Here is a 14543-nt window from a genome sequence, read left to right on the forward strand (position 1 = left end):
CTTTTTCTATAGAATCGAGCAGTTCTTATGGGCTGTCTTAGATAACTTTTGGACGGCCTGAGCGCATTGACAATAGGGAATCGACCATTTCGTTCCAATGCTCCAGCACAACCTTGCCGATGGCGGGGTCGTACATTTTGCCTAGATTCTTCTCGATTTCATTGCGGCAGTAGTCCAGCGACATGGCATCGCGGTAGACGCGCTTGCTGGTCATGGCGTCGATGGAGTCTGCAATGGCAATCACGCGGGCGCCTATTGGGATATCTTCGCCTTTGAGACCTTCCGGGTAGCCGCGGCCATCGAAGCGTTCATGGTGGTGCAGCACAATCTGCACCATTTCGTGCGTGTAGTTTGACTGCATTAGAATCTTTGCACCAATAACCGGGTGCTGTTTAATAATATCGAATTCCTCGTCGGTGAGTTTTCCCGGTTTTGTAAGTACGTTGTCCTGAATGCCTATCTTGCCAATATCATGCAAATGAGCGGCATTTGTAATCAACGATATTGAACTTTCCGAAAGACCTAAGAAACGGGCAATCAGTTCTGAATACGCTTTTACGCGGTCAGAATGGTGTGCCGTGTAAGAATCTTTTGCTTCTTCGACTGAAATCAGGCAAGAAATCAGGTCCTTGAGATTCTGGTTCTCGTTGCTTTCAGACGATTTGTGATAACGTACCTTGTCGCGATACATGTTCAAGTCGGCTTCCATTTTCCAGTCACTAATAGACTTGCGGATTCCGGTCTCGCTGCATAGGCGACTTTCGCCTACAGCAATCGACAAATGGTACAAAGCCGTCTTGTTGTATTCCTCGATTCCTCTCCTCAATTGTCTTTGCAGCTTGAACAGCGAATCAAGCGGGGCTCGCATAACAACAACAAATTCATCGCCTCCGATTCTAAAGCAATTCCCGGTGGTGCCGTAGGCGCCTTTGATTGCGTTAGCAGCTGCGACGATTAGTGCATCGCCTGCCTGGTGGCCAAAGGTGTCGTTTGCATATTTTAGGCCGTTCACGTCCATCAAGAGCATGGTCCAATTGCTTGTTTTGGATTGTTCTTGATTGATTGTGTCTAGAAGTGCATCGAATGCAAGTCTGTTTTCGAGGCCCGTTAAGCTGTCTGTCGTAGCAACATCTTGCAAGTGTTCGTTCATTACGCGTAACTTGCTGTTAATCTGTTCTAGTTCAAAAGATGTTTCGCTAATGAATGTTGCCATGCGGGCTGCAAGCGGCAGACGTGTAGACTTTTCCGAAATATGTTCTATTTTTTTGTCTTCGTTTCTTACTATTGGGCCTTCACGCATCGAAGCGATAACAAGCGTGATGTTATGTTGGTTCAAATGTCCTTTTTCACGCAAAAATTCGCCATGCGAGAAAAATCCAGTGCTGGTGGCTAGATTCTTGAATGGTGTAATTTCATAGGTCGGTTCATGCTGCGACCAGAACGCTTTTCGTGCAGCGCATGAGAAAATATGCATGACTTCTGGGGCGAAAAGTTCGGCGCTTTCGCTTTCGGCCCTGATTTTTTCGACAATCAACTGAGGTTCGCCATACGACAGGCGGACTATCGAGCCTTCGTCTATATCCGAAGACATGGTGAGTGAACCGTCTGGATTACTTGCGCCTGCTGCACGTACAATTGAAATGCCGTTATGCTCGTAGAGCATCGGGAATTCAAGAGCGTTATAAAAGAAATTATTGTCGTTCTTGATGTTCAGGTACTTGTTGTACACTTCGTAGGCTGGAAGGCTGCTCAATTCATAAAGGACGTTGCCTTTGGAACGGGTAACGTGGAAGTTACGACCGATGGGTTTCCAGCCGCTAATCTTGCGTGATTCAACAAAGAACTCTTCGCCGCCATAGAACACGACCAAAAGACCGGTCTTGGTGTAGCCGCCTACTGACGAAAAAACACAGGATTCCGGACTTGTGATATCGGGGGAACAAACGATACCGCCAAAAATCTGGATGTGCGGTGCTAAGGAGTCGAGGCCCTCGCAAAGATGCGTTGTAGAAAAAGGTGCAATGCAATGATAAATTTCAACGGCCTTCACCCAGGGGTTATGGTTGGCCTCTTTTACAATTTCGTTTGCAATGTCGTTGATTGATTTTTGGGAGAAATCGTACTGATGAATCTTAAATTTTGTTGTCGGCTTTTCAAATATGATGGCTGATACCGAGATGTCGCCAGTTTTTTCGCAGTTAACAATGTTTCCGCTAGTCGAGTTGCCGAACCATGGAACATCGGAAAAAACTTTTTCCAAGATGTCCCAAACAGGCTTCAGTTTTTCCGGATCCAATATTGCAGAATGAATCTGGAAACATACGGTAGGCGAACCGTTTTCCTTGCACCAGTTGCTAAACTGGACAAGTTCTTTTTCGAATGCCCCCGCATCGTTAAAAGCAAAAAATCTGTTTTTCATTTAGAGTTCCCCTTCTTATTACAGCTAGGCCGTAATTAGACTTTAAAAATATATCATATCTAAATGGAATATGGCTAGGGAAAAGTCTAAATTTTTGCCGATAATCGCAAAAAATAGCCTTTTTATGCAAAAAAGCCATCCACGGGAGTGGATGGCGTAAAGCGTTTTGCTGTTTATTTGACAAAATTAAGCAAACGGAGTCATAACCTGCCAGAGCACGGCCTTGTGAGCGTGCAGGCGGTTTTCTGCTTCTTCGAAGCTCATGTTCACGTCGAGATTGTCCATCACGGAGTCCGTGATTTCTTCGCCGCGGTGAGCCGGGAGGCAGTGAGAAACCTTGCAGTGAGCCGGAGCGAGCTTCAAGAGTTCATCGTTGATCTGGAACGGCAAGAAGTGAGACTGCTTTGTAGCCTTTTCGCCTTCCTGACCCATGGAGACCCAAACATCGCTATAGAGAATGTCGGCGTCCTTGACGGCATCCTTCGGGTCGTTGAATACGCGGTACTGGCAGCCATGCTTCTTCAAGAGCGGCAATGCTTCTTCGACAACCTTGGAAGGCTGTTCAAAACCCTTCGGGCAGGCGAGCGTGAAGTTCATACCGATCTTGGCGGCAAGGGCGAGGAAGGAGTTTGCAACGTTGTTGCCGTCACCGATGAAGGCGACTGTCTTCGGCTTGCCATCGGCGTTCATGAAACCACCGAGGTTTTCGTTAATCATCTGGGCAAAAGCGATGGCCTGGCACGGATGATAGTCGTCGGTCAATGCGTTCACGACCGGAATGGAACCGTATTCAGCAAGTTCTTCGACGAGCTGCTGCTTGAAGCAACGGACTACAATGGCGTTTACCCAGCGGCTGAGGCAGCGGGCAACGTCCTTGACGCTTTCGCGCTTGCCAAGCCCGATAGAATCCGGGGAGAGGAGCACGGCGTGGCCGCCGAGCTGGTTCATGCCCACCTGGAAAGTTGTAATAGTTCGCAGAGACGGTTTTTCGAAGAACATGCCGATGTTCTGGCCGTGGAGACGGTCAGAGACTTTGCCCGCGTGGACTTCTTTCTTGAGCTGCGAGGCGATGGCGACGGTTTCGAGAATACGTTCTTCACTCCAGTCCATGAGGCGGAGGAAGTGTTTGTTGCGATCGATCATTTCTATTCCTTTGGGCGAAACCCTATTATACCATTGATTAAAAAATCATCCGGTTCTTATTGTATTTCGTGATTTCCGAGCGTTTTCCTAGGCTTTACTAAATGAAAAACGAAAAAAACGGAGCTTTTACACTCCGTCTTACAGGAAATCACAAGAAAATGCTAACGGATATTAGCGAAGTTTCTTTTTGTGACGGTCACGACGACGGCGTTTCTTACGCTTGTGAGTCGCAATCTTCCTGCGCTTTCTTTTCTTTCCGCAAGGCATATTGTATCTCCGTTAAAGGTTAAACATAAAAATACGCCACCAAATAGAGAAAAAAAATTCTCGTTTGTCAAGGGGTGGGCTTAAGTTTTAACACTATTCCGCAACCATCTCCATTGCTTTTCGGATGAGGGCGGCGGCGCCTCCGTAAAGGTGCGCGCGGGGGCTTTCGTTGCTCAGCATGGCACGGAATTTACGGGCTCCCGGGAGGCCTGCAAAAAGTCCGTAGAGGTGCTTCACGAGAATCGTTGCAGGGCAGCCTTCGGCAGTCTGTTTTTCGACGTAGGGGAGGTAAGCTTCGAGGAGCGCCTTTCGTGTGGCGGGGATTGCATTCCCGGCGATAATTTCTGCCGGGTCGTTACTTTCGGGGCGGACATCCCCGAAAATTCTCGCATCGGCATCGTGCAAAAACCACGGATTCTCGTAGGCTTCGCGACCGACCATCACGCCATCCAAATCCTGGAGTTGCTCTTCGATCTGGTCGAGCGTCTTGATTCCGCCGTTGATGCTCAAGTTGAGCTCGGGCATTTCGGCCTTGAGGCGGTGGACGAACTCGTAATGGAGCGGTGGCACTTCGCGATTTTCTTTAGGCGAAAGGCCTTTGAGCCATGCCTTGCGTGCGTGTACGATAAAGATTTTGCAACCGGCATCCTTAATAGTTTGGATAAAGTCTGTGAAAAATTCCCAGCTGTCCATGTCATCAACGCCAATGCGGCACTTGATAGAAACCGGAATCGAAACGGCGTCTTGCATGGCCTTGAAACAGTCGGCGACAACTTGCTTTTCTTTCATGAGGCATGCACCGAAGTTCCCGTTTTGCACACGGTCCGAAGGGCAACCGCAATTCAAGTTGACTTCGCTAAAGCCTGCGGCTTCGACAAGCTTTGAAGCTGCGGCAAGGTCTGCGGGGTTGCTACCGCCGAGTTGCAATACGGCGGGATGTTCAAAAGGTTCATGACCGAGGAATAAGTCTTTGTTTTCGCAGTGCAAAAGCCCCGTGGACACGACCATTTCGCTATAGAGCAAAATGTGCTTGGAAAGCAAACGCAAAAAATAGCGTTCGTGGCGGTCCGTGCAGTCGAGCATCGGAGCGATAGAAAGTCTACGATTAAAGTCGATATTCATGCACGTAAAAATAGAATTTTACGTTTGCGTATTTTCCATGGGCTGGTCGTTGTTCCAAAGAATGACTTTGTTACGGCCGTGTTCCTTGCCTTCGTAAAGAGCCTTGTCTGCAAGCTGGATGCACTTTTCGGCGCCTTGAGTGCTATCGAATTGAGCGACACCCAATGTGATCGTGACCTTGATTTCTTTACCGCCAAAGAAGATAGTTTGGTTTTCAATCTGCTTGCGGAATCGTTCGGCAACGTGTGCGGCGTCTTTCAGCTCTGTTTCGGGGAGGAGCGTCAAGAATTCTTCACCGCCATATCGAGCGAGAACGTCGTATTTGCGGAGAAGCCCGCGGATGGTACTTGCGACGGACTTGAGCACGGCATCGCCTGCGGCATGGCCGTATGTGTCGTTTACGTTCTTGAAATGGTCGATATCGATAAAGATAATGCTGAAAGCCTTTCTGAATCGGTTTGCGCGTTCGACTTCCTTTTCGATAGTCCTGTGCATGTCGCGACGGTTCGGCAGTTGCGTGAGTTCGTCCGTTCTTGAAATCAAGTCGAGTTTTTTGTTAGCTTGTTCTAGCTCGTACGTACGTTCCTTGACTTCTTTTTCAAGAATCTCTCTATGCGCGTTCAGTTCCTGAATTTGCCGTTTTATAGTGGCGTGCATCTGGTTAAAGACTTTTGCAAGTCTGCCGATTTCGTCTTGGCTGCTCTTTGCCTTGAATTCCTCGATGTTGAGGTTTCCTTCGGTAATTTGCGAAATATGGTCAATCAAGTTGTTCAATGGCTTACACACAATCAATATTTGCCAGAGAGAAACGAGCAAAATGGCGATAATGGAACTGTACAAAATAATTCGGCTAACATGCTGGACCGATGAAACTTGGGCGTCAATTTCAGTCTTGGGCTGGAGAGCGATAAGACCGAGATCGTAAGTCGGGTTGAAAGTCCTGTTGATGAGGTAGGATTTTCCTTTGTCCAGCTTTACGAAACGAATGGAATTATCGTTGTCCTGCTTGATGTTCATGTCGCCAAGTCCGAGTTCGGAAATCTTGTGGACTCCGTCAAGCCAAGTTCTCATATCCGGGTGGTAAAGGATTTCGCCTTGGCCATTGCATGCGATGAGAATGCCGTTTTGCCCGACTTTGTATTCCGAAAAGTATTTCCAGAGTCGGCGAATCGAAAAGTTTGATATCAGTCTTCCATCACCCATGGCTCTGTCCGAAACGACAACGCCAAAGGCTCGCTTGGGAGTGCCGTCTGCATCACGGTACCACGGAGAAATGGTGGGTCTGTGTGGTGAAATTCTATTGAATTCGATGGGGTAGGTTATCTTGGTTGAGCCCAGCATGGAGTTGTTGCAGACAAGATTGTAGCTACGGTCAAAGAGCGATATGGATTCGCCCGAAATGAATAGCGACGATATGTTGAAGCTTTTGAGGTAACCGGCCGCTATGAGCTTGTCCATGCTTTGAATTTCGGAAGTCTTTGCCAACAAAGTCAGACGACTTGCAAACTGCTCCATTTCGTTGTTGACCGTGTTTGCGAGTTGCTGTAACTGGGTTTCGTTGGTATCGTAACTCAGTTTAAGCGTGGTCTTCATTTGCCTCTGGGTGAAAACGTAAGTTCCAATCATCACGATGACAAGCATTGAGACAATCAAGAGCAGTAAACTCTTGATGATGATGCTGTTTGTGAGATTGGAAACTTTTAAACCCATAGTTCTTTGCGTCTTTTCTTGAAATATAACTAACGAATTTGCAACTGGTTAGCGTTTCTTTCTGCGGGTGAACGCAAAAATGAACCCGAAGAGCACGGCGATGGCGAAAATCCACGGGGTACGGCTGAAACCGGAATCGTTTTCTTCGGTCGGCTTTGTTTTTTCTTCGATACCCTTGTTCTGGTTTCCGTCCTTGATGCCCAGGGCCTTGTGCCAGGTTTCGCGGAATTCTGCAAATGTGAGGTCTCCGGAAATCGGGTGGTTCAGGAGCTTGTTTATGTTGTTTGAATAATTCGCGAGGATTTCATAAATCTTTTCTTCGGAGTAAAGCGCCGGGATTTCGAGATGGTCCCAAATGGCGCTGAACATGGATCCGAGAATCTGTTCAATATCACCCCATTCTGGAATGGCTGTGTAGGCACGCCCTGTGCCGAGCATAGGAACAAGCGTCTTGTAGTCGTCGTCCTTGGACCAGTTGGCAAGAACCTTCTTCGATGCGGGGAGCATGCCTATTTGCTTTGTATATGCATCCAAGTTTTCATCGTTGGTGAGATAAAGTAAAAGATCCAAAGATTCTTGCTTTTTGTTGCCTGTCGGGATGGCGAGGTTACTGCCGCCGATGAAGCTGATGGAGCCTTCCGTGCCCTTCGGTATGGGAAGAGCCATGACGCTGTCGTTACCGATTCTCGTGTTCAAAAGGCCGCCTTTTTCGCCTTCGATTCGTGTCTGCATGATGACTTCGGATGTGTTTACGATAAAGGCGAGTTCACCCGCATTAAAGTGTTGTACAATTTGAGCCGTGTTCATCTGCAAGGCGTCGGTGCTGACGAGGGTGTCGAGTACAAAACTCAAATACTTGGCGATACCATAGATGGTCTTTGGGGTGAGGATACTCGCTTTCCATTTGCCATTAGCGTCTTTTTCGATGAAATTGCCGCCATTGCTCCAGATCCACGGGGCGAAGTTGTGCGGGATATTCCAGTCGTTCTTTCCCGGGAATGCAAATGCGCGGACCTTGGTGCCGTCGTCGAGCACTTCGTGGCTGTTGTTCACCTTGCGGATGGCTTTAACGAATCCATCAAATGTAGAGACATCGTCAGGATTGATGTCGTTCTTCTTGAGAATGCGTTTGTTGGCCAAAATTGGGCGGATATCGATGAACCACGGAACGGAATAGATGGTCGTGTCGGAGTCGATATGAGTCGTGTTCCAGCTGACGGGAACGAACCTCGTGGAATCAATTTGTGTGAGCCATTCGTTCAAAGGCTTGATTTCGCCGCGGGAAGCAAAGTACGGGACCCATGTTGTGCCGAGCTGTAATACGTCTGGTGCGTCTATGCCGGTGGCAAGTGCCGTCGTGATGCGGTTCCAGGCTACACCCCAGTCCAGAACGGTGACTTTTGTCTTGATTCCTGTTTTCTTTGTGAAAAGGTTAAGCCTTTGTTCTAGTTTTTCCTGAGGCGAAGCACCGTTTGGCATAATCCAGACCGTTAGGGCTTCTTGTTTAGGTTTGGGCTTTGCTACAGGTGCCTTTGCTGCAAAAATGAACGATACGGCAATCGTTGTTACGATGCCCACAATTTTCGTAATAGCTTTCATGGTACACCTCCTTTTCCAAAACGTCAAATGTATCAAGAATGTATGATATTTGTAGATTTATTAAAAAAATAAAAGAAATGCAAGCAAAAAGTTGCGAAGGTTCGTTCAGGAGGGGCAAAATGATGGCTGTTTGTGGTATAGTCAAGAAAAATGGTCGAATTTTGATGTGTAAAAGGGCCACCGGGGTGCCTTTCCAGGGGTGTTGGGAACTGCCGACCGAAACTTTGGAGGGGGATGAACCTGCCGAAAATGCTCTGGAAAGGGTCTTTTTTGAGCGCTTGACCGCAAAAACACGATCTTTGCAGCGTGTAGGGGCGGTTGATTTTTCGTATGGCGAAGGTTACCGGATTTTGGCGTACGGGGTGGAACTCGAGAAGAATTTTATCCATATATATGGGTATGATGATTTCCGGTGGGTGAAACCGTGTCATTTAAGGACACTTCGTGTACTTGAACCCCATGTGACTTTGCTCACTAGATGAATCATGAATTGTAAATTAATGATACACGTAAGGCGTTCCTCTAGCAAATATTATGGTTCTTTCTTATATTTTTGCAAAAACAAAAACACTTAAATATAAGGAGTTTGTAATTATGAAGAAGGCTTTCCTCGCTCTTGCTTGCGCAGGTATGATCGTTCTCTCTGGCTGCTATGGTAGCTATGGCTCTACCAAGTGGCTCCATGGTGCCATTGGCAAGATTTCCAACAAGTGGGCTAAGTCCTTGGTTCACTTCCTTGCTACTCCGGCCTACGTCCTCTGCTTTGGCTTTGTTGACTTCCTCTTTGTCAACACCATTGAATTCTGGACGGGCTCCAATCCGTTTGCAGCTGGCGATTCCTACTATGAAAAGGACGCTCAGGGCAACTCCGTTGCTGCTGTGAAGAACGAAGATGGTTCTCTCTCTGTGCAGCTCACCACCGCTAAGGGCGAAGTTTCCAACCTCACTCTCCAGCGTGATGAGAACGTTGTCCGTGCATTCGACGCTCAGGGCGACCTCGTTGCCCAGTACGAAATCGAAAAGTAATCGACAAACAAATTTCGTCATTAGAACGCTCTCTGGATATCCGGAGGGCGTTTTTTTATATATACTTCTAGCATGCAATGTCGGGTTGTTCAAAATCGTTTGTTTAACCCTTTCGGGGCTTTGTTCGCGATTCTTTTCGCGGCGGTTCTTTGTGCTTGCAACGGAAACGATTTGTCGCGTGGCGATGAGGCGCTCCGCATTGGTGATTATGAACGTGCGGTCATGAATTTTTCGAAGGTCCTGGATTTGGAGCCTGCGAACAGGGATGCTCGATATGGGCTTGCTATTGCCTACTATGCGATTGCCGAAGACAAGGAACGCTTAAAGGAAAGTACGCTTTCGTATTGGGAACGTACGGTTCGCGAATTCAAGATTTTATCTGTGGTCGATACGGGTGAAAAGTCTAAACCCATGTATTCGACGTCGTTATTTTATCTTGCTCGTGCAAAGCTTGCCGAAAATGCCCAGGCAAAGGTGATGTCGCTTTTGGACAAGTCTATCCAGCTTGATCCGGAAAATTACTTTAGTTACAATCTCAAGGCATTGATTCTTGCCGGCCAGGGCGATACCGAAGGTGCCAAGAAAATTTATGCCTACATCGTGACGAAGCAGCCGAAATTTGCATCGGCTTACGTGAACCTCGGCAACCTCTACTGGAACGTGCACGATTACGAATCTGCATGGGATATTTGGTCGATGGGGCACGAGGCGTTACCAGAGGATGCTGTACTCGCCAAGTGGACTCGCGTGGCGGAAGATTCGCTCAAGGCCATGGTTTATTCGGGTAAACTATGAGAAAATCCGAAAAATCGCTTTTGGACTCCGTGACGGGAGGCTATTTGCTGCATCGAGGCGGCGAGGCTTCTATTTATCTTTTGAATATCGGTGGCGCACCGCATGTGCTCAAGTGGTACAACGAAGGTTTTTCTGTTGACGAAAATATTGTAGACCGTGCGAGCAAAGTACATGTTCCTGGTTTGTACCGCATTGAAGAATGGGGTAAACGCAATGGAACTCCGTATCTGATTTACGATTATATTGCAGGTGTTTCTTCGGATGGACTTGGACGGCTCCCGGTGACCGCCTCGCTTGTGGCTTTGCGTCAGGTCGTTTCTACGCTTGCGGCTTTGCGGAAACAGGGCGTGTCGCATGGGGACTTGAGCCCAGCGAATGTGATTTTTGCTGCTGGGGAATCCGATGCGTCAGATCGCTCGAAATCTGCGGGCCTGGGACTGCGCGCGGTGTTGATTGATTGCGGCATTGTTGGGCCGGGTGCGCTTGCGTATGCCGCTCCGGAACGTTTTCAGGGCAAGCCTGCCGACGAAAAGAGCGACCTCTTTAGCCTTGGTCTTTTGCTGTACCGCTGGATTGTGGGCGAGGATTTAGTAGTCGCCGATGGCTATGAGCAATTTGCCGAGCAGATGGCAAATGTAGAGTCCTTGAACATTGTCGAAAAGCTTTACTCGACGCTCGCCTTTGAAATGCCGGAAGGGGCGGTCCAGTTAAAGGCGCTAGAAGCCCTGTGGGCAGGGCTTCTCTGTTCCGACCCGTCGGAACGCGTCGAGGATTTTGATGAACTTGACGAACTTTTGGAGATTGCTCTCGATAAAGTTTCTAATGGAGAAGTTGCGCTTGCGACGCTTGTGTCGCAGTTTGTGGAATCGAATTTGAAGTCCGAGAATGTGGTACTAAAAGTTCCAAACGACCTCGAAAACGGCCTCCCATTTGCTGTTCGTAAGAAAAATAATTGGCTAAAATGGAGCGTTTTGGGCATTTTGGTACTTATATTAGCTTTGATAGTTCTGTTGCTTTCGGGTGGAACAATGCGTTTCGGTATCGATGCAACGGGGGACCAGCTGTTGAAGCGGTCGAGGAGCATGGAGACGTCTACGGAAAGCGAAAAAACGCCCGATTTGAAGGTGGATAGTTTGCTTTTGGAACTCCCTGTACCTGCCGCTGAATAATAGCGCAAACTATAGGGCTTTGTTATGAAATCGGAATCTATGCTCGCCACAGAAAAGATGCTTGATGTGGTCAAGACTCTTTTAGATGAAGAGCAGCCTGAGGCTCTTTTCCCGAAAATTCTAGAAGTTGCCAAGGATGTTTTGCACGCCGATGCCGCTGTCTTGGACATCGGTGGCGAGGAACCGCTCCATTTTTCGAACCCTGAAAAAGTTTCAATTTCTATTTCGGCAATCAAGCTCGCGAAAAATGAAAAGCGTGCTGTAGTGTGGAACCAGCTCGATGACGAATCGGCGGACTTGTCCAAGTCGATTGTGCAGAACCAGCTCACGAGCATTATGGTATCTCCGTTCCGCACGCCCGATTCCGAGGCTGGGTACCTCTATTTGCAACGCGCAGCCCGCAAGGAACCGTTTACCGAAGAAGATAGCGCGCTCTTTGATTCTTTTGTGGCTGTCTGTGAAAAGTTTGCTTTTGCCGCATACGACCGCTTGCGTGACAAGGAATCGCTTGATACGCTCAAGAATGTTGTCCGCAAGGATGGAATAGTTTATTCATCCAAGCCGATGGTCGATGTGATAGCCATGGCCGATAAACTTTCTCCGCTCCCGCTCCCGGTGATTATTCGCGGTGAGACAGGAACCGGCAAGGAAGTGATGGCGCGTTATATCCACAAGCATAGTCCTCGTGCTGAAAAGCCGTTCATTGCGGTAAACTGTGGCGCTATTCCGGAACACTTGATGGAATCGCTCATGTTTGGACATGCGAAGGGTTCTTTTACGGGCGCTATCGAAAACAAGAAAGGCTTTTTCGAAGAAGCTGATGGCGGTACGATTTTCCTCGATGAAATTGGCGAACTTCCGCTCAATATGCAGGTAAAACTCTTGCGCGTGTTGCAAGAAAAGCATATTACGCGTGTGGGCGACAATCGCGAAATTCCGGTGAACGTGCGCGTGATTAGTGCAACGCATGTGGACTTGGAAGAGGCCGTGCGCGAAAAGCGATTCCGTGAAGATTTGTATTTCCGCATTCAGGTGTTGCCGCTTGAACTCCCGCCGCTCCGCGATCGCGGTCAGGATGTGGTTTTGCTGGCTGAAAGTTTTATACAACGTTACGGTGCCGAATATGGCCGTGGAAAATTCCACTTGAGCCGCAATGCAGAAAAGGCTCTGCTGGGCTACCACTGGCCGGGCAATGTGCGTGAACTTGAAAACCGCGTGCAAAAAGGCTTGGTGCAGGCTGTGCATGGTGTAATTCAGCCCAAAGATTTGGGCCTTGACGATATGCAAGTACAGGCAAAGGAATCTCCGCGTACGCTCAAGGAAGCCCGCGAAGCGGTCGAACGCGAAGTTATTTCGCGCGCCCTCAAGGATTCGAATGCGAACTTGACGCTTGCATCGACGATTCTTGGCATTGACCGTAAGGTGCTGCGTGAAATCATGGAGCGTTTGAACTTGAAAAAAGAAGACTTTAAGGTATAGGGATGCTTGGTAACATGTTAAAATTAAGGAGTGTGGTTATGAAAAAAATCGTAGTGGCGTCTGCAGTGGTGGCAGCGACAGCCATGGCTAGCGATTTGGGTTCTCGCCCGGAAGCAAGCGTCCCGACGCCTGTTGAAACTCGAGAGGCCGTAGACAAAATTCCGAACATGTCGGAAAAAGAGAATGTGGATTGGCAGAAATTGCGCGAAGAACGCCGTGCCGCCCGTCAACAGATTCTTGAAAGTCTGAGGAATAAAACGGCTGTCGAGAAGAACGAATTGCGCGGGGCCGCTGTAAGTGCTCCTGTTCTCGAAAAGCCTGTCGAAAAGAACTTCGAGCCTAAGGATAAACCGAAGGACGAACTTATTCGTGAAAATAAAAAGGATGAAATGGAACCGCCAAAGGGACCGTTTGAAGGTTTCCCGTTTGATCCTGGTCACATGGTACCGAAGCGTCCGTTTACGCCGCATCCGATAGAACGTAATCCATGGCAACAACAAAATCCGCGTGACTGGAATAAGGGACCGAATCAGAGAAAGTAAATGAGGGCTTTGTTTGGTTTAATTTTGCTAGTGCTTGCCACTGCGCTCTTTGCCGAGACGCAGGAGGAAGCGTATTATCGCGCGTTGAAGTTCGAAGAAGCAGGCGATATTTCTGCTGCACTCCAAGCGTTTGAAGAGGCTGCCGCATTGCCGGGTGAATACACCGAAGAAATTCAGGGAATCATTCGCGATTATAAGGCTGCGCTTGGAAAGTCCGAAGTAAGCGATACCATAAGCGTTAGCTTTTGGGATGCTCTCCATGTTGCTGGAGAACTTGGACTCTATGGATTGCACTACAAAGAAACCGGTATGGATAAAGGTGAAATGGGTGGAGACCTTTTCCTGAATGTAAATCCGTATCTGGATTATATTTCTGGAGATTGGGCTCATACGTTTGCGGCTTCGGTGCAGGGCGATTACTTCTTGAATAACAACAATATGCCGGTGCTCGATACCAATGATTGGAATATTGTTCTTGGCCTTGAATATACGTTGCTCGGAAAATCGATGCTTTTGGATTTGGGCTATGATTTCAATATCGAAGGTAAAAGCCTTTCGTCGGATTTTTACGTTTGGTTTGAAAAGGAATTGTTCCGCTTTGAAAAACAGCGCGTGGGAGCCGTGGCTTGGGCTTACTACCAGACTTCGGGCCCGATGTCACTTGCGTTGTATGGATCGTGGCATAGGACCGCGGCGGAAGGCTTGAACGGTACAGTCTATGTGGGCGCAAAGTACGAAGCGGATTCCGTCTTTGATTATAAAGCCTACTTCCATTCATACGATGATGTTATAAACGATACAACGGGAACGTTGACTGCAGATGATTTGATGTTCCGATATGCTCTAGGAAAATGGCTTGGCCCGATTTTCCGTTCTAGAATTTCGTACAAGTTTAAGAATCGCATTACGGTTGAAGGAAAATTGAATTTGTACTACCGCTTTGCTGTTGGCGGTCCGGATAGTGAGTTTGAAAAAATCAGGAAGTTTAGCGGCACATGGGGTGCAACTGTTTCTTGGAAACATTGGAAGTTGAACTATTACTTGGGCGTTGACCGCAGGTACACTCGCCTTTATTTACCGCGCTTTTACAAGAAAATTTATACCGAAAGTTCTACGCTTACACAGCTGAAACTCGGCGTCAAGTGGGACTTTTAAAAACAAAAGAGGCAAGCGGTGCTTGCCTCTTTTGCGTGGAGATAGTGGGAGTCGAACCCATGACCTACAGATTGCGAACCTGTCGCTCTACCAACTGAGCTATATCCCCATAGCTAT

Annotated in this window: 13 protein-coding genes and 1 tRNA gene; 8 read left to right on the forward strand and 6 right to left on the reverse strand. The window is 48.0% G+C overall.

Annotated features, from left to right (window positions below):
* Positions 1-37: 37 nt before the first annotated feature.
* Together BUQ91_RS15140 and argF are read right to left on the reverse strand one after the other, a co-directional pair.
* Positions 38-2419, reverse strand: a complete 2382-nt coding sequence (locus BUQ91_RS15140; RefSeq protein ID WP_074209884.1) for an HD domain-containing phosphohydrolase — start codon at positions 2417-2419, stop codon at positions 38-40.
* 186 nt (positions 2420-2605) lie between these two features.
* Positions 2606-3562 carry an ornithine carbamoyltransferase gene (gene argF, locus BUQ91_RS15145; RefSeq protein WP_072831072.1) on the reverse strand — a complete coding sequence of 319 codons (957 nt, stop codon included), beginning with the start codon at positions 3560-3562 and terminating at the stop codon, positions 2606-2608.
* A 101-nt stretch (positions 3563-3663) separates the two neighbouring features.
* On the opposite strand from argF, the gene BUQ91_RS15780 reads away from it, so the two are divergent.
* Positions 3664-3852 (forward strand): hypothetical protein, encoded by a 189-nt coding sequence (locus tag BUQ91_RS15780; protein ID WP_173474617.1) that lies wholly within the window; start codon positions 3664-3666, stop codon positions 3850-3852.
* A 70-nt stretch (positions 3853-3922) separates the two neighbouring features.
* Here BUQ91_RS15780 and dusA read toward each other — a convergent pair whose 3' ends face one another.
* From dusA to BUQ91_RS15160, 3 genes are read right to left on the reverse strand one after another with little or no spacing between them, the layout of a single operon-like run.
* Positions 3923-4951: a tRNA dihydrouridine(20/20a) synthase DusA gene (dusA, locus tag BUQ91_RS15150; RefSeq protein WP_072831074.1), complete on the reverse strand. Its 1029-nt coding sequence runs from the start codon at positions 4949-4951 to the stop codon at positions 3923-3925.
* An 18-nt stretch (positions 4952-4969) separates the two neighbouring features.
* Positions 4970-6661 carry a sensor domain-containing diguanylate cyclase gene (locus tag BUQ91_RS15155; RefSeq protein ID WP_072831076.1) on the reverse strand — a complete coding sequence of 564 codons (1692 nt, stop codon included), beginning with the start codon at positions 6659-6661 and terminating at the stop codon, positions 4970-4972.
* 48 nt (positions 6662-6709) lie between these two features.
* On the reverse strand, positions 6710-8260 hold the full coding sequence (locus tag BUQ91_RS15160; RefSeq protein ID WP_074209885.1) for a sugar ABC transporter substrate-binding protein: 1551 nt from the start codon (positions 8258-8260) through the stop codon (positions 6710-6712).
* Between the two features lie 119 nt (positions 8261-8379).
* Here BUQ91_RS15160 and BUQ91_RS15165 point away from each other — a divergent pair, with 119 nt between their 5' ends.
* The 7 genes from BUQ91_RS15165 (at position 8380) to BUQ91_RS15195 (ending at position 14426) form a co-directional block, all read left to right on the forward strand.
* Entirely contained in the window at positions 8380-8742 is a 363-nt protein-coding gene (locus BUQ91_RS15165) for an NUDIX hydrolase (protein WP_074209886.1), read from the forward strand.
* 112 nt (positions 8743-8854) lie between these two features.
* Positions 8855-9286 carry a DUF3332 family protein gene (locus BUQ91_RS15170; protein WP_072831134.1) on the forward strand — a complete coding sequence of 144 codons (432 nt, stop codon included), beginning with the start codon at positions 8855-8857 and terminating at the stop codon, positions 9284-9286.
* A gap of 120 nt (positions 9287-9406) precedes the next feature.
* On the forward strand, positions 9407-10081 hold the full coding sequence (locus BUQ91_RS15175) for a tetratricopeptide repeat protein (protein WP_254842397.1): 675 nt from the start codon (positions 9407-9409) through the stop codon (positions 10079-10081).
* Complete coding sequence (locus tag BUQ91_RS15180) at positions 10078-11250, forward strand: serine/threonine protein kinase (RefSeq protein WP_074209888.1); 1173 nt, start codon at positions 10078-10080, stop codon at positions 11248-11250. Before BUQ91_RS15175 ends, BUQ91_RS15180 begins: the two co-directional genes overlap by 4 nt.
* A gap of 24 nt (positions 11251-11274) precedes the next feature.
* Entirely contained in the window at positions 11275-12729 is a 1455-nt protein-coding gene (locus BUQ91_RS15185) for a sigma-54 interaction domain-containing protein (RefSeq protein WP_074209889.1), read from the forward strand.
* 38 nt (positions 12730-12767) lie between these two features.
* On the forward strand, positions 12768-13271 hold the full coding sequence (locus BUQ91_RS15190; RefSeq protein WP_083601317.1) for a hypothetical protein: 504 nt from the start codon (positions 12768-12770) through the stop codon (positions 13269-13271).
* The gene (locus BUQ91_RS15195) at positions 13272-14426 is read left to right on the forward strand and encodes a hypothetical protein (RefSeq protein WP_074209891.1); all 1155 of its coding nucleotides are present in this window, start codon (positions 13272-13274) and stop codon (positions 14424-14426) included.
* Between the two features lie 36 nt (positions 14427-14462).
* Here BUQ91_RS15195 and BUQ91_RS15200 read toward each other — a convergent pair.
* Positions 14463-14535: transfer RNA gene (locus BUQ91_RS15200), tRNA-Ala, on the reverse strand.
* Positions 14536-14543 lie beyond the last annotated feature (8 nt).

The organism is Fibrobacter sp. UWB11 (assembly GCF_900143015.1).
Classification (GTDB): Bacteria; Fibrobacterota; Fibrobacteria; order Fibrobacterales; family Fibrobacteraceae; genus Fibrobacter.